This is a genomic window from Paenibacillus wynnii, from assembly GCF_000757885.1.
Lineage (GTDB): Bacteria > Bacillota > Bacilli > Paenibacillales > Paenibacillaceae > Paenibacillus_AQ > Paenibacillus_AQ wynnii.
The window spans coordinates 2,752,275-2,771,843 of record NZ_JQCR01000002.1 but is presented as its reverse complement, the minus strand read 5'-3'; the positions used below and the strand labels follow the sequence as shown (position 1 = coordinate 2,771,843).

The 19,569-nt window shown below is 43.9% G+C and carries 42 protein-coding genes; 2 read left to right on the top strand and 40 right to left on the bottom strand.

Features of this window, described 5'->3' with window-relative positions; all coding sequences use genetic code 11:
- Window positions 1-8 precede the first annotated feature (8 nt).
- The 16 genes from PWYN_RS15140 to PWYN_RS15075 all read right to left on the bottom strand — a co-directional run bounded on the left by PWYN_RS15140 (window position 9) and on the right by PWYN_RS15075 (window position 7,235).
- Entirely contained in the window at window positions 9-1,253 is a 1,245-nt protein-coding gene (locus tag PWYN_RS15140; RefSeq protein WP_205622750.1) for a PBSX family phage terminase large subunit, read from the bottom strand.
- Window positions 1,246-2,112 (bottom strand): terminase small subunit, encoded by an 867-nt coding sequence (locus PWYN_RS15135; RefSeq protein ID WP_052087966.1) that lies wholly within the window; start codon window positions 2,110-2,112, stop codon window positions 1,246-1,248. The genes PWYN_RS15140 and PWYN_RS15135 overlap by 8 nt, the downstream gene beginning before the upstream one ends.
- Before the next feature lie 62 nt (window positions 2,113-2,174).
- A complete protein-coding gene (locus PWYN_RS15130) occupies window positions 2,175-2,567 on the bottom strand; it encodes a hypothetical protein (RefSeq protein ID WP_157261159.1) in 393 nt (130 codons plus the stop codon).
- A gap of 174 nt (window positions 2,568-2,741) precedes the next feature.
- Window positions 2,742-2,966, bottom strand: a complete 225-nt coding sequence (locus PWYN_RS15125) for a sporulation protein Cse60 (protein WP_084146723.1) — start codon at window positions 2,964-2,966, stop codon at window positions 2,742-2,744.
- Between the two features lie 221 nt (window positions 2,967-3,187).
- Window positions 3,188-3,706 (bottom strand): sigma factor-like helix-turn-helix DNA-binding protein, encoded by a 519-nt coding sequence (locus PWYN_RS15120; protein WP_240479743.1) that lies wholly within the window; start codon window positions 3,704-3,706, stop codon window positions 3,188-3,190.
- Window positions 3,707-3,748: 42 nt separating this feature from the next.
- The gene (locus PWYN_RS15115) at window positions 3,749-3,973 is read right to left on the bottom strand and encodes a hypothetical protein (protein ID WP_036653055.1); all 225 of its coding nucleotides are present in this window, start codon (window positions 3,971-3,973) and stop codon (window positions 3,749-3,751) included.
- Entirely contained in the window at window positions 3,970-4,203 is a 234-nt protein-coding gene (locus PWYN_RS15110; protein WP_036653052.1) for a hypothetical protein, read from the bottom strand. Before PWYN_RS15110 ends, PWYN_RS15115 begins: the two co-directional genes overlap by 4 nt.
- The gene (locus PWYN_RS30310) at window positions 4,187-4,312 is read right to left on the bottom strand and encodes a hypothetical protein (RefSeq protein ID WP_276203414.1); all 126 of its coding nucleotides are present in this window, start codon (window positions 4,310-4,312) and stop codon (window positions 4,187-4,189) included. The genes PWYN_RS15110 and PWYN_RS30310 overlap by 17 nt, the downstream gene beginning before the upstream one ends.
- A gap of 13 nt (window positions 4,313-4,325) precedes the next feature.
- Complete coding sequence (locus PWYN_RS15105) at window positions 4,326-4,643, bottom strand: BC1872 family protein (RefSeq protein ID WP_036653048.1); 318 nt, start codon at window positions 4,641-4,643, stop codon at window positions 4,326-4,328.
- A complete protein-coding gene (locus PWYN_RS15100; RefSeq protein WP_036653045.1) occupies window positions 4,643-4,915 on the bottom strand; it encodes a hypothetical protein in 273 nt (90 codons plus the stop codon). Before PWYN_RS15100 ends, PWYN_RS15105 begins: the two co-directional genes overlap by 1 nt.
- Window positions 4,912-5,088: a DUF3797 domain-containing protein gene (locus PWYN_RS28725; RefSeq protein ID WP_084146722.1), complete on the bottom strand. Its 177-nt coding sequence runs from the start codon at window positions 5,086-5,088 to the stop codon at window positions 4,912-4,914. Before PWYN_RS28725 ends, PWYN_RS15100 begins: the two co-directional genes overlap by 4 nt.
- Window positions 5,085-5,687 (bottom strand): hypothetical protein, encoded by a 603-nt coding sequence (locus tag PWYN_RS28160; RefSeq protein ID WP_052087965.1) that lies wholly within the window; start codon window positions 5,685-5,687, stop codon window positions 5,085-5,087. Before PWYN_RS28160 ends, PWYN_RS28725 begins: the two co-directional genes overlap by 4 nt.
- Window positions 5,684-6,082, bottom strand: coding sequence for a hypothetical protein (locus PWYN_RS28155; protein ID WP_052087964.1), 399 nt, complete (start codon window positions 6,080-6,082; stop codon window positions 5,684-5,686). Before PWYN_RS28155 ends, PWYN_RS28160 begins: the two co-directional genes overlap by 4 nt.
- A 116-nt stretch (window positions 6,083-6,198) precedes the next feature.
- On the bottom strand, window positions 6,199-6,591 hold the full coding sequence (locus PWYN_RS15085; RefSeq protein ID WP_036653042.1) for a hypothetical protein: 393 nt from the start codon (window positions 6,589-6,591) through the stop codon (window positions 6,199-6,201).
- 34 nt (window positions 6,592-6,625) lie between these two features.
- Window positions 6,626-6,919: a hypothetical protein gene (locus PWYN_RS15080; RefSeq protein ID WP_205622729.1), complete on the bottom strand. Its 294-nt coding sequence runs from the start codon at window positions 6,917-6,919 to the stop codon at window positions 6,626-6,628.
- 49 nt (window positions 6,920-6,968) lie between these two features.
- Window positions 6,969-7,235, bottom strand: coding sequence for a hypothetical protein (locus PWYN_RS15075; RefSeq protein WP_036653039.1), 267 nt, complete (start codon window positions 7,233-7,235; stop codon window positions 6,969-6,971).
- A gap of 345 nt (window positions 7,236-7,580) precedes the next feature.
- Here PWYN_RS15075 and PWYN_RS15070 point away from each other — a divergent pair, with 345 nt between their 5' ends.
- The gene (locus PWYN_RS15070; RefSeq protein WP_036653037.1) at window positions 7,581-8,015 is read left to right on the top strand and encodes a hypothetical protein; all 435 of its coding nucleotides are present in this window, start codon (window positions 7,581-7,583) and stop codon (window positions 8,013-8,015) included.
- Between the two features lie 176 nt (window positions 8,016-8,191).
- Here the strand turns inward: PWYN_RS15070 and PWYN_RS15065 are convergent, their stop codons facing one another.
- The 23 genes from PWYN_RS15065 to PWYN_RS14955 all read right to left on the bottom strand — a co-directional run bounded on the left by PWYN_RS15065 (window position 8,192) and on the right by PWYN_RS14955 (window position 18,937).
- On the bottom strand, window positions 8,192-8,482 hold the full coding sequence (locus tag PWYN_RS15065) for a hypothetical protein (protein ID WP_157261158.1): 291 nt from the start codon (window positions 8,480-8,482) through the stop codon (window positions 8,192-8,194).
- Between the two features lie 137 nt (window positions 8,483-8,619).
- Window positions 8,620-9,258 carry a hypothetical protein gene (locus tag PWYN_RS15060; RefSeq protein ID WP_036653034.1) on the bottom strand — a complete coding sequence of 213 codons (639 nt, stop codon included), beginning with the start codon at window positions 9,256-9,258 and terminating at the stop codon, window positions 8,620-8,622.
- On the bottom strand, window positions 9,258-9,812 hold the full coding sequence (locus PWYN_RS15055; RefSeq protein WP_036648350.1) for a hypothetical protein: 555 nt from the start codon (window positions 9,810-9,812) through the stop codon (window positions 9,258-9,260). Before PWYN_RS15055 ends, PWYN_RS15060 begins: the two co-directional genes overlap by 1 nt.
- Window positions 9,809-10,195, bottom strand: a complete 387-nt coding sequence (locus tag PWYN_RS15050; protein WP_036648353.1) for a hypothetical protein — start codon at window positions 10,193-10,195, stop codon at window positions 9,809-9,811. Before PWYN_RS15050 ends, PWYN_RS15055 begins: the two co-directional genes overlap by 4 nt.
- Complete coding sequence (locus tag PWYN_RS15045; RefSeq protein ID WP_036648356.1) at window positions 10,192-10,506, bottom strand: hypothetical protein; 315 nt, start codon at window positions 10,504-10,506, stop codon at window positions 10,192-10,194. Before PWYN_RS15045 ends, PWYN_RS15050 begins: the two co-directional genes overlap by 4 nt.
- Window positions 10,507-10,533: 27 nt before the next feature.
- Window positions 10,534-10,746 carry a hypothetical protein gene (locus tag PWYN_RS15040; RefSeq protein ID WP_036648358.1) on the bottom strand — a complete coding sequence of 71 codons (213 nt, stop codon included), beginning with the start codon at window positions 10,744-10,746 and terminating at the stop codon, window positions 10,534-10,536.
- Window positions 10,747-10,779: 33 nt separating this feature from the next.
- A complete protein-coding gene (locus PWYN_RS15035; RefSeq protein ID WP_036648361.1) occupies window positions 10,780-11,097 on the bottom strand; it encodes a hypothetical protein in 318 nt (105 codons plus the stop codon).
- Entirely contained in the window at window positions 11,094-11,885 is a 792-nt protein-coding gene (locus PWYN_RS15030) for an RNA polymerase sigma factor sigma-70 region 4 domain-containing protein (protein WP_036648363.1), read from the bottom strand. Before PWYN_RS15030 ends, PWYN_RS15035 begins: the two co-directional genes overlap by 4 nt.
- A 3-nt stretch (window positions 11,886-11,888) precedes the next feature.
- On the bottom strand, window positions 11,889-12,155 hold the full coding sequence (locus PWYN_RS15025) for an EthD domain-containing protein (protein WP_036648366.1): 267 nt from the start codon (window positions 12,153-12,155) through the stop codon (window positions 11,889-11,891).
- A gap of 14 nt (window positions 12,156-12,169) precedes the next feature.
- Window positions 12,170-12,364, bottom strand: a complete 195-nt coding sequence (locus tag PWYN_RS15020) for a zinc-finger domain-containing protein (RefSeq protein ID WP_036648369.1) — start codon at window positions 12,362-12,364, stop codon at window positions 12,170-12,172.
- Window positions 12,365-12,396: 32 nt separating this feature from the next.
- Window positions 12,397-13,062: an HNH endonuclease gene (locus PWYN_RS15015; protein WP_052087715.1), complete on the bottom strand. Its 666-nt coding sequence runs from the start codon at window positions 13,060-13,062 to the stop codon at window positions 12,397-12,399.
- Window positions 13,063-13,066: 4 nt separating this feature from the next.
- Window positions 13,067-13,333 (bottom strand): hypothetical protein, encoded by a 267-nt coding sequence (locus PWYN_RS15010; protein WP_036648372.1) that lies wholly within the window; start codon window positions 13,331-13,333, stop codon window positions 13,067-13,069.
- A complete protein-coding gene (locus PWYN_RS15005) occupies window positions 13,330-13,677 on the bottom strand; it encodes a hypothetical protein (protein WP_036648375.1) in 348 nt (115 codons plus the stop codon). Before PWYN_RS15005 ends, PWYN_RS15010 begins: the two co-directional genes overlap by 4 nt.
- 54 nt (window positions 13,678-13,731) lie before the next feature.
- On the bottom strand, window positions 13,732-14,439 hold the full coding sequence (locus PWYN_RS15000) for a hypothetical protein (RefSeq protein WP_036648377.1): 708 nt from the start codon (window positions 14,437-14,439) through the stop codon (window positions 13,732-13,734).
- A gap of 23 nt (window positions 14,440-14,462) precedes the next feature.
- A complete protein-coding gene (locus PWYN_RS14995) occupies window positions 14,463-14,855 on the bottom strand; it encodes a hypothetical protein (RefSeq protein WP_036648379.1) in 393 nt (130 codons plus the stop codon).
- A gap of 95 nt (window positions 14,856-14,950) precedes the next feature.
- Entirely contained in the window at window positions 14,951-15,481 is a 531-nt protein-coding gene (locus PWYN_RS14990; protein WP_036648382.1) for a Holliday junction resolvase RecU, read from the bottom strand.
- Window positions 15,478-15,795, bottom strand: a complete 318-nt coding sequence (locus PWYN_RS14985) for a hypothetical protein (protein WP_036648384.1) — start codon at window positions 15,793-15,795, stop codon at window positions 15,478-15,480. The genes PWYN_RS14990 and PWYN_RS14985 overlap by 4 nt, the downstream gene beginning before the upstream one ends.
- On the bottom strand, window positions 15,792-16,751 hold the full coding sequence (locus tag PWYN_RS14980; protein ID WP_052087716.1) for a hypothetical protein: 960 nt from the start codon (window positions 16,749-16,751) through the stop codon (window positions 15,792-15,794). Before PWYN_RS14980 ends, PWYN_RS14985 begins: the two co-directional genes overlap by 4 nt.
- Window positions 16,752-16,856: 105 nt before the next feature.
- On the bottom strand, window positions 16,857-17,183 hold the full coding sequence (locus tag PWYN_RS14975; protein ID WP_036648386.1) for a hypothetical protein: 327 nt from the start codon (window positions 17,181-17,183) through the stop codon (window positions 16,857-16,859).
- Window positions 17,183-17,575: a hypothetical protein gene (locus tag PWYN_RS14970; protein WP_036648389.1), complete on the bottom strand. Its 393-nt coding sequence runs from the start codon at window positions 17,573-17,575 to the stop codon at window positions 17,183-17,185. Before PWYN_RS14970 ends, PWYN_RS14975 begins: the two co-directional genes overlap by 1 nt.
- Complete coding sequence (locus tag PWYN_RS14965; RefSeq protein ID WP_036653032.1) at window positions 17,565-17,918, bottom strand: hypothetical protein; 354 nt, start codon at window positions 17,916-17,918, stop codon at window positions 17,565-17,567. Before PWYN_RS14965 ends, PWYN_RS14970 begins: the two co-directional genes overlap by 11 nt.
- Entirely contained in the window at window positions 17,902-18,165 is a 264-nt protein-coding gene (locus PWYN_RS14960; RefSeq protein ID WP_036653031.1) for a hypothetical protein, read from the bottom strand. The genes PWYN_RS14965 and PWYN_RS14960 overlap by 17 nt, the downstream gene beginning before the upstream one ends.
- A 13-nt stretch (window positions 18,166-18,178) precedes the next feature.
- Complete coding sequence (locus PWYN_RS14955) at window positions 18,179-18,937, bottom strand: ORF6N domain-containing protein (protein ID WP_036653882.1); 759 nt, start codon at window positions 18,935-18,937, stop codon at window positions 18,179-18,181.
- 88 nt (window positions 18,938-19,025) lie between these two features.
- Here PWYN_RS14955 and PWYN_RS14950 point away from each other — a divergent pair, with 88 nt between their 5' ends.
- Window positions 19,026-19,235 carry a hypothetical protein gene (locus PWYN_RS14950; protein ID WP_036653028.1) on the top strand — a complete coding sequence of 70 codons (210 nt, stop codon included), beginning with the start codon at window positions 19,026-19,028 and terminating at the stop codon, window positions 19,233-19,235.
- Window positions 19,236-19,368: 133 nt separating this feature from the next.
- Here PWYN_RS14950 and PWYN_RS14945 read toward each other — a convergent pair whose 3' ends face one another.
- On the bottom strand, window positions 19,369-19,566 hold the full coding sequence (locus PWYN_RS14945) for a hypothetical protein (protein ID WP_036653025.1): 198 nt from the start codon (window positions 19,564-19,566) through the stop codon (window positions 19,369-19,371).
- Window positions 19,567-19,569 lie beyond the last annotated feature (3 nt).

Below are 19,569 nucleotides of genomic sequence, written 5' to 3'. Positions count from 1 at the left end.
CCTTCCTTTTAATTAAAAGAAACTTCATTGCCTTTACGGATCTGTTCCATAGCGTAGCGTAACGCATCCATTGCATGGTTGAAGTCATCGACTGGTCTGTTCAAGAACTTTCCGGCCTTGTTCTGTTCCCACACATAACTGGATAGTTCAATGCTGATATTCGGACAATTAAATTTATGAACGATGATTTCAAAGCCTTTAATGAATTGAATGCCGGCTTTAATACTATCTGCACCTTTTTCAGCGGCTCTAATTCGACTAATGCCTCGGCCCCGTATTTCATCAATAGACTTCGGTTCAGAAGAGTCTGCGATGATCTTCTCTTTGGAATACCCTTTTCGCTTCAGCATATCGGCAATGTCGTTATTCAACATGCTGTGCTCATAGTGTTCATCGAAGATATATAGCTTCTTCTCTTCTTTGTTTACTAGGGCACACACAAGTGCACTCGGGTCATTGGTATAACCAAAGTCAAGACCGAACACAGCTCTATATCCCGGCTTCTTGGAGATAGACTTATAATCAAAGTCCTCTTCTCGCCAGTCTTCATACACGGCACCTTCGGCAATACCCCAGTCTCCGTCACCCTCTACCCTGTGCCGCTTCGGCTTATGCTTCTTCATCCACTCGAAGAGCTTTCGATCTTCGTCTCCCAGAAACTCATTACAGCGGTACGTTGTGGTATCCACGAATGTATCTGGGTTAGGGATATCAAAGAAACGGTGTTTGAGCCAATGCTTTTCATTCCAAGGGTTAAACGTAATGGTGATCTGTTTGAAGTACCCTTCCGGCATTTGACCCCGAATGGACATATCCACTTTATCGAAGTCATCCTCATTAAGGATTTGATAGGCTTCTTCAAACCACGCCCAGCACAAATAGCCGCTGTCCACCGTAATAGAGGTGATTGACATCGGATCGTCTAGGCCGCGGAATAGTATCTTTTGGCCTGTTGGCTTATATATGGCTTCTAGTGGCGACTTTTTAAATTGCCACTTGCTACCGACTCCTAAACGGTTCGCTGCCCATTTAAGCTGCGCCCAAGTGGAGTCCTTGTGAGTATTGAAAGTCTTGCGAAGAACCAGAGTATTCGCCAGCGGATACTCCATCATATTTTTGATAACCCAGAGCGCCGCTGTTACGCTCTTTTTAGAACCGCGACCACCTTTAACTACCCGATAACGGCCTTTAAAATGCCAGAACTTAGCGTATCCCTTCCCGACTGTCTCCTGCAGGCTAATAACCTTACTCATGGAGATCATCCTTTATGAAAACAACTTCCGATTGGTCGCCCTTGCCCATCACCGCTACTTCAAACCTCAACTTATCAACCTTCAGCTTTGTTTCCTCGTCCAGATACCCTGAGTACTTCTCTAACTTTTCCAGAGCTTTCATTTTATCGTGCATTTTAACCCCGACGCCATCTTTGCCTTCTTTCACTTCAGAAAGCGCAGAACCGTCAATTTCATCATGATTCAATAGGTCAACATAGTTCTGAGATACCACTTTTTGTTTACCCGTATCCTCATCAATAATGGGGTCTCCCTTTTTCGTAAATACCGGGAATTCCTTTTTACCGAAATGGACGTAGTCGGTAATGTTGGCGAAGGCTATTTTCAAATACTCTGCTATGATCCGCTGGATGCTCAAGCCAAGTTCACTGGTCATGGATTCTTTATATTCAGCTATTTTAGCCTGAATTTTAGGTTTTCTAAGGTTTTCCCACCCTATGACATATGCAGTCCGCTTGCTGTAACCTGCTGCCATCGCCGCTCGGGTCGCGTTAAAGTCTCGGAGATATTCGAGAATGAATATTTCTTCCTTCTCGGTCAATTTTGCCGATTCAGTTTTCGGTGGGTCTCCCCTAGCCGCTTCCTTCTGTTGTTTTATGACCTTGGGCTTCTTTTGTTGTACAACATTCTTTTTAGGTTGTTGTACAACGTTATCAGAGGATTGTTGTACAACAATCCATTTGTCCCGTTGCTTCCATACGGCAACCTTCTTTTCATCAATACTCAGCTGCTCGGCTATCTGCCGGTTTGTTATGTCTCCCCCGTGTTCACGCCATATCTCTAGTGCGCGGTCCCGGTTAGGATCCCGTGCTTTTGGCATTACATTATCACCACCCCCATATTTAAGGCATAAAAAAAGCACCCGAAGGTGCCCTCATTGCATTAGTTAAACAATAAGAAACGGTAATTACGTTCCCCATATTGATGTGCCATACTCTCAGAATCCTTCGGATACTGAATTAAAGGCTCATCCGATACTCCAACCCAATACTTTTTCATATTTGGGTGTAAATCATATTCAAAATCTTTTATTCCCTTAATGATAAATTCAATATCCTCGTTCTCCTCAGACGTTAAATAAAAGTGGATATATGCACCCGCATATTCATGACCCACATGAGCGTCCTTAAGAGTGTATTTTTTTTCATCTTTAGGGATGTCTGGCTCAAATCCTAATTCAATCTTCTTACCGATATTATTTTTAATATCCATCATCATATCTAAATAGCTTCCCACACCGATAACAGAATTTATATTTCCCTTATATCCCATCATCTCACCTCCTTCGACATCATATTTCGACGTAAAGGAAGTTATTCCCTGCTTACCCATGTACCTTACTTCGCCGTCACCTCTCAGCTTTTGGGGTTTAAATTATGGGGATTTATGTACAACAAAAAGAGCCGCTTCTCAGCGACCCTGTGATTTAAGGACAATTTACCTATTAAATTAACCGAAATGAAAATCTGACTCTACTTTCTCAGTGTAGTATACCAACGCAGTAAATACACAATATGGATCTTCAATGTTGTGACTATCAGTCACAGTAGTGATAGCTGCACTGTACTTTATATCAATGACACTTCCAACTTCATCTCCATTGATAAATTCGTTAATATCCTCTTCAACCGAACCAGTGTTTTCTCCGACAAATATCTTTACTTTCGCCATCATCTTCACCTCCCCATATCATATTTCGACATAAGGGAGAATTTACCTGCTAATAATTATACGGTATGCCACTCTACCCACCTGATAAGTAGTAGCGACATACCGTTTGAGCAATCCACGCACCGCGATATTGGTTTTGGGTCACCTTAACGATGCGTGTTTATTGCTGTTGATTATAAGTGAGGACTATGTAATAAGTTCCTCCTATATATAATGGGCGTTTGCTAGACAAAAAACAGGGAATTCTCTACGGTATCACTAATCTTTCGCTGTGCCCGCTGCACATACTCACTCACGCTACCATAGGTTATTCCAAGCATCTTAGCTATTTCAGAATGCGGAATGCATTGACCGTGTGCCAGTGTGTAACATTCCCTTTCTCTTTCACTCAATTGATTAAGCGCATACTCCAATTGGAACCGCTGATCGTCTGAAAGATTTGCGGGGCTGCCTGCCTTTGAATCACTGGCGAAAGCCTGCATGCGGATCGGGTCCAGGAGGATTTCCCTCTCATACCCTGCCCGCCGCTCGATCCCACGCTTATTTCCCGGCCGCCGCCCGGTAGTTAGCCATTCTTCAATGAATTCACAATCACTGACCATTCCTGAAATTACTTTTTTATCGTCAGCGTCAGCACGTCTATATGCCCTCTGGGCGATGTTTCGGGAAAGGTGATAGTTAAGGGCTGTTGCCTCGCCTAAGTCAGTGTACGCTACTACAGGCTTACTCTTTACTGTGTTCATCCTCATTCCCCTTCGTGTTATAATTTGGTTAGAGGATTTTAGCTATTGCCCTGTTGGTTCAGGGCTTTTTTTATTTTCTGTATAAGTGCCGGTTACTGACATGGAGAAGGTTCTTATGTTAGTGCTAATCGGATATTTATTGCCCGGGATTCGAAAGGTTACCCAGCTAGGAGCCCAGTCTATAACCTCAGCAGGTTCTTCGCGATTAGGCCGTTGAAACAGCCGATGTCCATCTGCAAGTGCTGCTTGTAGCTCTTTTACCATCATAGGCTGTTGCTCTTAGGTTTCTTCTTGGGAATATGCATAAAGCTTCGATTACCAGGCTTACTATTTGGAGGTCCATATTTTTCAATGACTGCCAGCCGCTCCTCTTCCATTAATACGGATTTCTTATATGTGTCTTTCATCCGCTGCCCCTCAGGGCTCCGTTCAGCTAAGGGAAGCATCTCTACTTGTGCATAACGTGGGGATAACGGCTGTTTATTCTTGGCTGTCATGATTTCCCGTCCACCTTCCTATTGGTTTATTCCGAGTTGTTAATGCCATCCAAAACAACAGTGTGAACTCACCGATCACTATACCAATACCGATTCCAATCCATAACATTCTTATCTCCCCCTTATAAGTTAAGTACAGCTAATAAAGCAGCCTTACAGCGCTGTTCAGGCGTTGCATGGATCATATTAAATCCATTACTTCCGACGATTAAGATTAATTCCGTCATGTAATAGCCGATGTGCAGTGGTTCATCTTTCGCCATCTCCTTGATTTTTTCTTCTACTTCCCACGCTGCCGATATGTCCTCTGATGGGCACCAGTCTCCATACTGAACAACTCCGGGATCAAAGCACATTATATTTACTGCCACCCATTGGTTTAATATTTGACCCGCAGGCTGATTAAGTATCTCTTCCCTTGTGAGTGTCATTACTGTCATTACTTCGATTCCTCCAGTGGCTCATTTAGCCAGTTCATTATGCGGTCATACATGAGTTCTGTTTCGCCGTAACCACAGCTGAAGACTTTCTTTCCCGGATCGAATTGGATTGAGAAGCACAATCCATCTCGCATATCCCAGTTTGGGCGGACGTATTTAATGTGTTTGCTGTGTTCAAATTTTGAACGGACCCATCGGTGGTTCTTCCATATCTCCTGCATGATCGCTTTATATTGATCCAACGTTAACGCATCTGATTCTTCCTGTGTCATTGGTTATCTCCTTCCTCAACCGTAACTTCGACTTTCCATCCACATTTGCACGTTCTCCGGAACATATTTCCTTCGATTCTCACCGTACCTTGCCCGTTTCCAACATTTTCGTTTCCGCATTCAGCACAATTGGCGTACCTTTCCGAAAGTTCCACCGCCTTCTTAAACTTCATGCCTCGCCCTCCTTGGGTGCTGGGGCTACAGGAATCACGATTGGTGTCCAGTGCTTGTGATACTCCGGCCAATCTTCATCCAGTGGAGTTCCGCAGTACGGTGGTTCTTCTATTGGGAACGTCCACCAAAGCACATCACCAAAATCTTCATGCCATTCGTCAATTGGTCTTGCGGTCTCTAATTGTTTAATTTCAGTTGTGGGTGCTTGGTTATCTGGGTAAAGGGTGGATAAGACGCGCTGCAACTGTCCTAACACAACGTTCGCCGCCAGTATTTTGTCACTCCATAGTCCGAGATCGTTAACCGCAAGCTGTACCACCTCTTTTAGTTGTTGTTCTTGTGCTTCCGCTGCGTCTGCCCGTTCTTTTTGCTCTTTGGCTTCTTGGAGCCAGTAGGGAAGGGACGTACGGGCTTCGGCTGTAAATATAGCTTCTGTCATAACTCCCCATCCATAACGCCCGAAATTAGCAATGTTAGGCCCTTCGGTAGACGCCTGAACTTTTACATCACCATCGTCTTCCCATACTTCCCACGGCCCTGGTGTAGCCGCCTCGCACATCTCCATATCCTTTTGCCAGTCTCTCGGTGTTTGGGTCATTGGGGGTTTACCTCCTCATCCCTCTCTATTTTCTCGATAACAATAAAGTCGCTTTTGTCGAAATGTAATGCAGCTGCTGGCTCATAATCTCCGTTCTTCCAATCAGCGTCAAAGCGATTGCGATCATCAATGTAACTTCCGAAAAAATCATCTTGCTCTATCCAGTAAATAAGTTCCTTAAATTTTTCATCATCCTTATCATCCCATGCATATAGACTGTAACTATGAGGACTGTACGGCCATACCGCACCAATAACCTCGGTGTCATTCAAATTACGAAACGCTTCAGCCATCTTCTCTAAAACTTCTGTTGATGGAGGAGACGGATCATAATTGGCTTTAATTTCATCAGCATTTTTACTCGCAGTGTTGAACCTCAGTTTATAGATTTCCATGGTTATATATCCTCCTTGTGTAGGGAGAGGCCCACCCAATAACCTCTCTAATCCTTTGATCCGGCTGCCGCTGCGCTGGGTGGTTCGGTCTGACTCGAAGCCCTTCGGACAAGTAGTTACATTCGCTTTAATAGTTCCATGTCATACCCAGATTCAATGAACTTGATAGCTAAATTACGATTCACATCGTTTCCCAACCGATCATAGATTTCATACATATCATCTTTGCTGAAATGCGTACCTAAAACCTCATTAAAACTTTCTAGGACTCGCGGCTTCCAATATTTGTTCAGTCCCTTAGCAATTGGCCGGGAAATCCAAGCAAACATTTTGCATTTGAAATCAAGTTCTGTATTTACTCCTTCCAGTCGGAAATACACATTATTTCTTGGTTCAAGGATGATTTCATTGCTATTGTTGATAAAGGACTTTGGGAATGCGTGTAATGCTTTATTTATGATGCTGCTCAGACCCGCCTCATCAGATAATTGGTATGCCGTGTTACTCATATCCTCTCACCCCTTAATAGATTGGAAATCCGCGTTAATTCCCTGTCGAGCAAACAATAAATGGTTTGCCGTTCCAATAAGTATCTAAGATTTCTCGGACAGAAATCCGTTCATCATCTTCTTCACTGTTGCGAACCTTATAGTCTAGAGAAATGATCTCTATATCTTCGTGTTCATACAATTCCGATTCAGATAAACCAGTGATTTCCTTGTACCAATTAATAGCTTCTTCTAGCGAATAAGCTGCTACTGCATCACACTCACAAATTTGAAATACATGTACATCTTTAAGTCCTTTTTCTTCGGCAACCTTTAATTCTTCCATCATCAACACTCCTTAATAAATTGGTATTGTGGTGTTTCTTCGGACTGCGAAACTAAAAATCCATTTCGAACTGTCCAGTTACTTCCTTGACATGGTCGCTCCATGCAATTTGACCGTTAAGATAATGGTTTGAAGCCGCAGGCGCAAAATAGGCTTGTTTCAGATTCCTACCGCATCCATTTGATCCGTACCATACTGAAATTCGTTTCAATGCAGTCCCAACTTTCCAACCAAACAGGGCTTCATAATTCGTGCAAGTATTATCGATCAAGATATATTCTTCTTGTTCGTCTGGAGACAACATTTCAGAGCGTTTCACGCTTACACCTTCCTTCGCCATCTTTTCGTACTGTGCACTACTTAATCATTTGAAAATAATCAATCTTGTAAAGAAAGAAATGAATACGCTGAAAAAAGTTATCCCTAAATAGTGTTGATTGACTTCTTTAGAAATCTCGTATCAATGACCTAATATTCAGGGTTTTCTGTGAATGGCCGAATCTCTCCCAAATCTCGACGATGCACTTATAGTAGTTTGCTTCATTTCTGTTCCCTTCCTTGGGGCTATGGCAGCCCTCTATAATCTCAAATAAATACCACTCTGCGGACGAACCTGTTTGAGTAATCGCATAGCATATCTCAAAAACAATTGGAGGTATGCTTTATGTCACAGTTTCTTGATGCCCGAACATCACAAAATGCAAGCTATGGTAATACAATCTCGATCCCTTTTCCTGCCAATACCCCTGCACCAATCGGGCAGGTTGGCCTCAATGTAACTGGTGCAGGTGGAAATATACGAGTGCAATTTTCCGGAATTGCAGAGTTGGCATTTCCGGAAACTCCACCATTTGACTCAGTCATTGCATTTTCCGTTGTGAGAGGCGCAGAAGTTTTTCCTGTCGCTTATGCTCTTTACTCGGTAAGTGTCAACGAGGCAAATCCAAACGCTGTACAGGTCGTAACTATAGAAGCTTCTGATTACAATGTTCCTTTGCCAGCATCGAACGAATTGGTCTATACCTTGTATCTTTTTTGCACTGCAGATGCGACTCGGATAGGTATTGAGAGTTTTAATGCTGTTGCTTACTCCGATTAACTCTTGGTTGGTTTCCAGTTAAGGGGGCTATGTCAGCCTCCTTAACTTCTTTATATAATCGAAATCAACCGCTGCGTAATCTCTTCGATCTGTGATTTTTTGCGTATCGCTTGTATCTTTTTTTCTATCAGTAGATCTGTCATCTTCGTTTATCCCTCATGCACAGTTTGCGTCCACTACTCATTTACTTGGCTTAGTACCATATAAGCAGCCTCTGCCCTCTCTCTGGGGGTGGCAGTAAGCAGATCGGCAACAATGTTTATACTGAGATGAGGCCAATTTGCAATATCGCTAGGTTTTATATTTACTCCCGTTTTGGTTTTGACCCGAACCACGTACAGACATAAAGCAAACTTCCTTGCGTCTACCTCTATTGCCTTTATCTGTACCTCTAGAGAGGCGACAGGGTCACCTGTAAACCAAGGTGCGTCAAGCCAAGCTATTGTCTCTGTAGGTCGCTCTATCACGCTGTAGTCGCCAACAGGATCTACCAGCATGTAATAACAGCGCTCTGGAACGTCTTTGTCGTAATGATAGACTGTTTACCCCATCAACTCTGCTAGCGCCCGGTTAAGTTGCTGGTCACTCATTGTCTGTAACTGTGTCATGAATGGGCCTCCCTAAGCTTCGATACTTGACTCACATAAGAGTCGTAATGCTTTGTGATGATCTCTTTGGCCTTCCTTGCAGCCTCGTTATACCGTTCATGGCTGTACACTTTGGTTCCGGTAGCAACATCTGACACGGTCCAGAAATCGAAGTGTTTTCCTTCCGTAATATGGATAAAAAAGTCGTGCTCACCGATAGTGAACACTTTCTCACCGGTTACTGGCTGGAAATCTCCGTTCATCATCCGTATTTTAAATTCCTCTGGTTTTTTCAGCTTCCGAACTGGCGGACGTGGCTTCTCTTTACTTTTTCTCGTTCTTCTTGGTGTGGCTTTCTTTAGAGATGCGGCAATTTTGTTGAAGTCATCCGCAGCAATTCCCGTCATTTCAATGAGTTTTCGCTCGACTTCCTTGAAGTGCCGACTGTGTTCGGTTACTAAGTCAAGTTTTGAATTGCTGTCCATTTGCTCATACCACCAAGGTCGGAAGACATTGTGATATTGATTATCTGCGAACAATTGGACGCTTTCGACTAACCTTTGAGCGTGGAAACGTGATACTGCTTTTCCTTGATGGACATTTTGAGCAACGATCCTGAACCATTTCTTCTGATTCCGTCTTTTGTGTTTGCGCATTATATCTCCCCTTCCTTATTTCCTTCCAACTCAGCCCGGGCGCGTCTACCTTCATCCTTCATCACTTCTGATTGGACAACTTCATCCAGTCCACCCACCCACCAGCTATTGTTTTCTTCAGCAGCGTAAAACTTCAAAATCTTCTGTTGCCGGGCTATGGTCTGCTGTGCCTCTCCCAAAGCGTTGTTCTTATCTACAAATTCGTCCCGCCATTGTTTAGCTTCTTCTTGCCATTCTTTGACCTCTTGCTGTGCCTCTGTTAGAGCATCCCTAGCAGTTTTAACATCAGATACTAGCTTTACAATGTTTCCACGCGCTATCATTCCTTCGTACTCCGGTTCAATGGGATATCCTTCGCCATCTGTGGGCATTGTCCGATATACACGACTCAATTCGTCTAACTGTTCAATAGCGAAATAAAATTTAATCTTTTCTGATACAGGGGTTCCACAGTTCCCGCAAAAATCGTATTCCGTACCATCTTCGTGATAATCCGTTATATATGAATCATCGAATCCGCATTTGGTGCATGGCTTGCATTTTTCATCAATCATTCCGCTTTCGCCGCCTCTCCCTGAATAGGGTTGAACTCACCAATATCCTCGCCGTACGATCCTTTGTAAACCTCTCGGTCATGATTCCAGCAATGCCGGCACATCCGCCCTCCGATTGCCATGTCAAACGTGTGTGGATGGCTCAACTCCAGGGTTTGATTGTCGCACCAGTCAAAGACACTCAATTCCGGCAAGCTGGAAATCCAAACTGTTATGTCCATAGCTAGTTGCTGATTATCGATTGACTCTGCATAGGCCATCAGCGCTGCTCGTGCCGCAGGATCAGCAGTAGGCTTAAGCACAAAGTAATTACCATCGGCCTCTTGCCCAGTCTCCCGATTAATAATTTGGTATTTGTTATAGAGTCCTTTTTGGTCGCTCATACTGGTGTATCCTCCCCGCTATTTTCTCCTTTTTCCCATTTCGCCCGATCTGCTTCATAAAGCTTTTCCCAATACAGTGCATCGACCTTTTCCTTATGAAGTACAATTGGTTTCATAACCGCTCTGGGCAGTAAGGATAATGGACAAAATTCCAGGTGGTCCCTGTTCAGCGTGCAACCCGCATCATATTCGCCCCAGTAATCGACATTCTCCCAAAATGCCGGACACTTCTCGCAACGGCGTTCTGTTATCTCGTGAAATTTCTGCAGAACAATTGATCCCGCGTCTTTAATTGCTTCAATCGGTCTCATACTAGCGTCTCCTTTATGGGTAGGTGGTTAACCCTCAACCTTCTTCAAAAATTCAGTTGCGAACCCGCCTGATTTACCTTCCAGCAGCACAACCTCCGACCCGCAAAGATCCCACGGCTCCGATCTAACCGCCCATACCTTATCCTTGTTTTCTTCTTTACGGGCCTCATAGCAGCTGTGCATGATTACCTGATCACCCGGCTTCAATCCGGACTTCTTCAACTTTGGTTGTTTTGCCATATCGTTTATCTCTCCTTATGGGGCTATGCCCGATTAAAATAACTCCATTTGTCCTATCTCTAGATCAGTGAGCTTAACTAGATTCGGTGCTTGCTCCCATGCGTCTCCACCGTAACCCCTAAACTCACCATCGCGCCGAATATATCCATCCTGAGTATCAATTAAGTAGCGTTGTAGACTTCCATTTACTAGACACACACAGCTATTCTTATACAATTGGTTTATCGCAACCAACTCAATATCTTGTTTCTTAGCTGCTATAGTTTTCTTGATCTCCTCTGCATGCAGGAGCATTTGTTGTTTGGTAGCGCGTACTGCATGCGGTGAATCACCATAAAAGAAACAGCTCATGAAGTTACACCTGATCTCTCTTTCAAACGGCGATGCTTAAAGTCAAATCCCATTCTCTCGAGCTTCCCGCGAACTCCTAGTCCACTCTTACCGATTGTTTGACCGATCGTTTCATAGCTATATCCTTCCTGAGCCATTCGGAGCAAAGTTTGTACCTCTTCGAATGTGTACTTGATATGGTTTTCCATTCGTTCAGGTCGGACTTTCACGCCAAGGTCATGCAGTCGCCGCTTAACCGATGCTTCCGATCGATCAAAGAGCCTGGCGACCTCTGGATATGTCATTCCTTTTGTCCCGAGGACCTGCACTAACCTCTGATCTTCTTCCGGAGTCCAGTTAACAGCCTGAAAGGTTTTCTGAGATCTCATTTTGTCTGCTTTCCGTTTCACCTTTGCCCAGTCCGGCTCTGCTCCCAAGGTGTTAGGATCCATCTTGGCAAGGTTAAGGAGTTCTTTATGCTGCTCAGCCCATTTCCAGAATTCTTCATATCCAATGACCAGGACCCTTGCAGTATTTGCAAAGAGTTTCCTTTTGACCGGCAACCCGTAATCCGGTACCCAATAATTAACGATTTGCCCATATGATTTATCAAGAGCAAGGGCTAATTGATTGACTGTGATTCCGTCAAAGTTCATCCGCGAGTCTCCGAGCCCTAATCTGCCAGCTTTCAGTTTTACCGCATCGATGCTCCGACCCAAGTTTGCAGAGATTGATTTCAAACTGATCGATCCCCATTTATCCTGGAGGTAATCAATCTCTTCTTTTGTCCAGTTTTTGGCGCAACCCAATGATTACACCCCCACCTGTTTTAATTCTGCTGCCTCGGTGTCATCCATTGTGATTGTTGCCATTCCGTCCCACTGTTCCCGTATTTCCTGAGCCTTGGCTTTGACAGCTGCTGCTTGCTTCGGCTGGAGAACGATGCTCATAGCCTCTTCATAGTGCTGCTGGGCTTTGGCGTACGCCCGGGAGTGGATCATGTTCATCCAAGCCCAAAACTTCTGATTCGTGAATGATTTAATTTTTTGAAACGCTCTGCGGCGCTGCTCTTCGGTCATGAGTTCCCATCCTTTCACGTACTATCACGTACAAGTTTCTTCCCTAACTCCTGCAGTTGCTTTCCTACTGGGCAGACTTTATTGCAATGTCCATCGATGTAAGAGTAATTATTGTTGTGGGCTCGGCTTAGTTCGATCCGTTTCAGGCAGCCTATACAATTCAATTCAATGATGTCTCCTATTTCATAAACTGCCTGAACCCGATTCATAAACGTCATACCTCCGTTGTTATATGCATTTATTAATCCTCAAATCGATCAAGGGCCCGATAAGTTCCCTGGGATGCATATCCGTTTAAGGAGTCAGTAATCATTCCGGTAAATACTTGGAGTGCCTTGGGTTCTAGTGATTGCAACAACTGCAATTCTTTTACTCTTAACGGTCGCCCCGCTGCGGTAGTGATTAAGTCAGCCACAGGTTCAATCTGCTGCCTGCGGACCTCCAGTTCTCTCTCTGACTGCTCCTGTGCCGCCATTTTACGGTTGTGTTCTTCCCAGTCCAATTCGTCATACCAAAAGTATTCGCCGTATCGATCCCGGAAGACTCCAATCCAGTATTGCAGCAGCTCATCAGTCGTTTGGATTAAGTCGTGACACAATCCGCATAATCTTAGACCGTTTGTTTTTACACCGCGTCCCTTCCGGCCTCGAGGCCAGACATGGTGTGTGGTGGTGTCCGGTGCTGATCTGCAGTGCTGGCATACTTCGCCAGCTTCAGCAATTAACTCGGCAACTATCTTGCGAGGGAATTCTGCTCGATCAGCACTACTTTTTCCGGGAGTATGACCGGCGAATAAATCACGTTTCCACTCCGAAACTACTTTCTTTTCCTTTTTGTGCTGTCCCAGGCTGCTTGTCTTTTTCGGCTTTTCTTGCTTTTCCGGTTTCCAAAAAGTTTGGTGAGTCACCGAACTATACTCCGACCGATTGGAGCTCAGCCGCTTCCGTATCATCCATGGTGATCGTTTCCATGCCGTCCCATTGCTCTCGAATTTCTTTGGCTTTAGCAAGTACAGCAGCTGCTTGTTTTGGTTGCAGGACAATCGACATAGCTTCTGTAAAATGCTGTTCAGCTTTGGCATAAGCCCTGGAGTGAATAAAGTTCATCCAAGCCCAGAACTTCTTGTTACTGAATGACTTAATCTTTTGAAATGCGCGGCGGCGCTGCTCTTCGTTCATATTGACCCGTCCTTTCTAGCTTCCATAGCATCAATTTCTTTTTGTAACACTCGTTGTTCGAGATAAGTGATTTTTTTAATGTCCAGTACATCCAAGCTCCTATGATAAAAAGGGGCGTATCTGTAATCTGTTTTAGTTTGGGCAATGTACATATAGGCGGTGGCTTGTTCATCATCTACTGGGCAGCCCAGATCCTTGCAACGCTTTCGTGTAAGTAAGATACCTTTATCTGGTGGAGAACCGTACCATTTACCCGTAAACGCTCCAATAGCGTCTGGTATAAAACAAGCGGCTCCTGTATCCATCATTTCATTTTTCGTGAGCCATCCGCGGTGATCGGGCAATTGGATTCAGCTCCTTATAAGATGGGGCAGCCGAAGCCGCCCCGATATGGTTTGTTATGCGATAATGACAACCCGGTCTGATTTAACTTCCTTTTCAAGCGCAACTAGTAAAAAATCTTTAATGTTTGCCATTGCCTGTAGCTTCCAAGCGCCACCATCCGCTTCAATCAGTGCAGCTCGAGGCCCATCCTGCAGCCGGAACACAAAGTCACAAATAGGTTGCGGCACTTCGACGAATGTTCTGAATGGTTTAAGTGAAACTGGATTCGGTACTTTCTCCTCTGAAACAATCTTGACACCGCCAGATGTTGTTACCGCCTGGGATATCCCATCGTCTCCAGTGCTTCTCACTTGCTCTTCTTTTATGTTCCCTACAATCCGCAGCATTGTTGCTCGATCATCATTTGGAACAAAGCAGGACTGAAGGAGAATATTGAATTCCTCAACGTTGATAAATTGCTTAAAAGGAATTGTTGGCAGGAGCGCTTCGGCTTGAACAAGTATGTTCCGGTTCATATCTCGATTGAATGAGCTCATAACCTTAACTTCTGTAGGACTTTCAATGTGAATCATCACTGGTGGCTGTCCATCATAGTCGTTTTTGATGTAATCAACGATGCCCGATAAATTTCTAACCTTAAGCGGGCTTGGTGTTGCTTCTTGGATCAATTGGAAAGCGCCCGTGGAAAACTTTTGAGTTCCTACTTCTTTAATTTCCTTGTTTCCGAGCCCAACAATATACTGAAATGCTTCTTTTAACATGAATAATTCCTCCTATGATTTGATTATCTAAAACCTACTACGTTACTATCTTTCTTGACTTCGAGCTCAGTGACAGGGTTACCAGTGTCATCTCTCACGGATCCATCGTTGGCAATGTAGGTTTGCCCTTTAGTTCCAGACTTCAACTCTTTTGCGGCCACTTTTCCTCCACCATCACGACCCATGACGAAAGTGGTTCCGACACTCTTTATAGGTGCGGTGATCTTGGCTGTGGAAATATCAACTTCTACGATATCCCGTTTATCATTTGCTTTAAATTTCAAGGTAAGTTTGAGCTGTCGGATTTTCTTTGGATCTGTGTTCAGATCTGCAATGTTCTCGAGGATGCGTTGTAACTCGAGTTCAACGACCTCAGCAACTGCTCCATCTGCCAGAGTTGAGAAATCAATATTCATACTTAATCACTCCAATTTCCGTATTTTGTATTAATGGGTACACCAGATCGTTCTATACCTGCGGAGGTGCCCGGTCCCCTGTCATGTATGGGTACCTACGCTGTTTCCGTGAACCAAATTTTATCGACCGTTGCCAAGTAATCCAACTGCACCCGGCCCTGCATAACTTCGTAGGCATCCACCTCAAAGTTATCAATAGTCATGCTCTTTCGCCCACCCCGAGTAGCCTCTCCTTTGTACGCTCGCAGCGTGGCGAATGGTAACAGATACGTTTTACGCTGTCTGCGAAACTCCACAAGGACAAAACATACAGCTCCTACTGCGTGGCACTTTTCTAGATGCTCGTACTGGTGATCCTCAACTCTCTTTAAATCAAATCTATCAAGCTCCTGCGTTGATTTGGCCTCGAAGAATATCGCACGACCTCGATATATACCGTCATAGTCTACAGTGGATTTTGCTTCATAAAATCCTGCGAGTACCTTGGTACCTTTGCTTCTGGTGACTTTTACAGGAGTAGAACGTTTATTAATGACTGCCAGTTTTCGGTTTTCGTAAATTTGATTTATATAATTTATCACTGCTTCAAAGCCAGACCCGCGATTTCCGTATACCACTGTTTTCATGGGTTCACCACCAAATCTTGATGACGCCAAGGCATATAAGGAGCAATGGAATAGATAAGTGTTCGATCCTCGGGCAGCAGCTTCTCAGCGTAATAGTCTAGTTGCTCCGTAGTCAGTGTTTCCTTGCAGTGCTGACACACCGGAATTGTAGCCCAAGTATGCTGAGCAAATGTCTTGCATCCAGGAATCTTACAAGATGGCCACCGTCGACGCATGCGTTCCTCTTGTGCCTTAATCCGAATGTCATAGTCCAAAGATTCATTATTTATAATCTCCAGCAATTGCTTGTCCGTTCTCCAGTTCAAAAAGTTCATCGTGTCCCTCCTTGATTCTTTGCTTCTTTAATTTTTTTTGCATACTCCATCGCAGCTGCCAACTCTTCCGGAGAGCTTTCCGTGCCCCCACCTGGTTCCACTACGGGTAGATGCGGTTTACCGCTTGGTGCACCACCAGTTCGACGAATTTTTTGCTGAACTCGCATATGTGTAAGTATTTTTGGATAATGCTCTCGTAGATTGGCAGGACTAAGAATAATTGTTCGGTAAAATTGTTCGGCCAGAGCATATTTGATAACTTCGCCCAACTCTGACTCAGGGATTTTGTCCCGTTCAAGAATGAGTCTGAAAGTATCAGACCACTTTTGAAAATTAGCATTCTTGATTAAGTGGCTGGTTCCTAGATCCACGGCATTCTCATAAGCAAGTTCATGAAACCTTTTAGCCAGCTTGTATACCCTGTCATCCTCGGAATAAACGCGCTTAGCGTTTTTTCGAGTGGAAGAATCTTTTATCCTTTCTTTCTTAACATTTATATCTTTGTTATCTTTCTTATTATTGTTCCATCCCTGTTCCAACTCCGTTCCATCCCCGTTCTCAGTGCGTTCCAACTCCGTTCCAACGCTGTTCCAAGTTCCCTTTTTATAGTGTTCAAAGCCTTGATACATAGCATAATTGACAACTGTGAACAGCGTTCCAAGTTCGGAGTCTTCAATTTTCAATCGTTCTTCCTTAACAAGTTGTTCAACTTTTCTCGAAATAACTGAGATTGAGTATCTTTTGATTGAACGATTCTCAACATATTCCAAATCCTTTGAGAGATTGCGGTATGCTCGGAGGTATTGACCGCGTTTCACATGCACGCCAGAAATCGTAATCCCTTCCTCCGCAAACACTGCATTCCCAACGATGTAAAAGAAGATTCGAAACTTAGGAATGTCCTGCCATATTGGATTTTCAAAGATTTCTCGACTCGTCTGAAAAGCGCCTCTCATGCTTTCACCTACTTATTTTGTGCATTTTCATAGAGTGTCTTTTGATAGTTTTCTGCCCATGACTTCCCTTATGCTTAAGTTTTGGAACGGAGGTGAAGACCGAAACTAGGCATAAGGGACACCTAACTCCACCCAAAAGGCACATTTCTGACCGCAATACCTAGCAGCTCCCCATCGATAAGCAGTTTCTCCTAACTTCTTCCCGCAATTGTGGCAATGTGTAATTCCATTTGCGTGTCCAGCTGCCTCGCCCTTAGTTGCTACTTTAGGCGACTTCAATCTTTCCAGATCCTGCCGGAGGGTATAAAGTCTTCGCTCGAGCCTGATGTGCTCCTTTGTATCGCCAGCCGGAATCAATTCTTTCCGGAAGTAGATTTCACGGATTTCCTTCTTAAGGTTTGCCTGTTGCTCTTTATGGACGGTTGCCGTCATCAATCTCCGCCTCCTAATGTGTTCATATCTACCCGTACCCGCAGCCTTAGTTCATAGATGTACTCACGTAATGAGGAAAATTCGTTCTTCCACATCATTTTTTCTTCGAGAGCGTCAGCCTCTAGCATACGTAAATTCTCAATTGCCAGATCGCCAGCTGTTTCCTTTTCTCCTCGTGGTGCTTCCTTACGTGCCTTTGCATAGGCGTTCTTACGGGCAGCATATATCCGAGCATATTCACCGTCTCTCACAGCAGATACACGGCCCATTAACATATGAGCCGCCGTTAGCAGCCGTATCTTCTCCATGATCGCTCCTGGAGCATTATCACTGTAAGCATCTGCTTGAGTTCTAAATTTCTTAATTTCCCGAATGTACTGTTCAACGTCCATGGTCTTCACACTGCTTTACGAGCAACAGCCCGTGACAAGCCCTGTCACAACAAATGCCACCCTTTACTTTAATTACCTTGCGACCGACCTCAAGAAGTCCTCCACATCCGGTGCAGTGTGTATTCCAAGGTAGAGTCATACCCACGGGCTCTATCCGCTTCAATAGGCGCTCAACCGCACGAACTCGCTTAATCTTTGGGGTTGACGCAAACAGCGATATATCAAAAGTGACAAAGAAACTTTCTTCTAAAAACTTCTTACATTTAGCGATTTCTAGATCATTTTCAGCAAGTAGTTGCTCGGCTAATGACGGCGTTGTGTCGCTGTTAGCTGCATTTGACATTGCGTTTATCCTCATACGATGTTAATCTAGTCTTAATTATTATTTTGAAACTCAGTGACGGTCTTCCGGCTCCTAACCCGGCAGGCCGTTTTTCGTTTTCAAGAGCTTGCAGATACAAATCATGATAAGCACGGTATTGCTTTTCTGCCCACTCAGCTGTCTTCGTTTCCCCTTCCATCTCTGCGCGATCCTTCAAGGTTAAAAATAAAGCCATTATATTTCGAAGTAAGTTAATTGATAATTTCATTTGATTTTCCTCCCTAATTCATAGCTCCAATACTTAATTCTTTAACAATAATTGTGTATATCTCTTTCAGCCGTGGTTCTGATTCGATCACATCTAACCGATTCGCTTCTTCTACTTTGCTTTTAGTGGTTCCGGAGTCTTTCAAACGTTCTTTTAAATTACTCAGACGTCGACTCAAGTCGCAGCGGGCGCGTTCTTCGAGCATTTGATAGCTAAGTGTGCGCATGTCCCTATGTGACATACCACGGCGTGCTGTAGCTCCGTTAAGCAGTCCTTTCATCTTGACCCGCCAATCTTCATCCCGATCCAGGAATGTTTCCTTTACGATAGCGAGCTGCCGATCTGTATTGTCCTGTCGTTGTTCAATCTCTTTGATGCCTTGTTCCATTTGTATGAGTAACTGCAGTTGCGGGCTAAATTGACTCATGTTAACTGACGCACTTTTAATTCTGTAATAATCATCCACTAAGGCTTCGTATGCTTCCCACGCCTCATCGGTGTTTAATGATTTCGCGTGCATCCAAGCCCCTTTTTCTGTCCATAGATAAATGACTGGAGCGAATTTCAGGTTATCGTCAATTTGACGAGAAGCTTTGAATTCCCTAAGCTCATCACCTTGGAGTATGAAAAAGTGTTTTCCCAGTTGGTAACGATGTTCGTTTCTCTCAAAATTCTTGCTGATTATTTTTGTTTCAGTCCCAAGTGAAGCAGCCAGATCGGTTGTCATGATAACTCTAAATCCAGAATGTTCAATCGGTGTAATTACTGTCATGGCGTTTTTCCTTTCTAGTAGGTATTTCATTTCCTCCTGTCGAATATTGGTAGTTGTCCAGACTCACAACAATTTAGGAGGGATAACAATGCCGCTTATCGAGTTTTCCGACCGAGACACGCTGTTCATTTACGGTCACTTTATGAAAAAGCTAAAAACTCTTGAAAAAATTAAATCTTCACCCGACAATCCAATCCACCCGGAAAGTGTTGATCAAGAAATTGAACTATACTCTTCCGTAATTTCCACGATTGAGAAATTTAAGCCCGAGATTAAATTATTAGGAAATCTCATGTAGTCTTTTTTCAAACTTTTCAATCATCTCACTGGCTGGAATGTACTCTTCGATATCAATAGATACATTCCGGTTTCCCACCTTAATAATCCGAAAGTAACTTTCCTGTTTTCTTAACAAGAATCTGATCAGAAGTTTAATCAACAAACTGCTCCACTCCTTCCAAAGAAGTTATATACCTTACTTCCAAATCATCGATGTAAGCCAACATTGCAGGCTTGTCCAACCAAGTACGTCGGAACATTGCGATCAATTGAGATAAAAACTCTTTTCCTGCTCCTATGTCGAAACATGTCTGTACGGTGTTAAGGATATTTTCTTTATCTTTGTTCACATC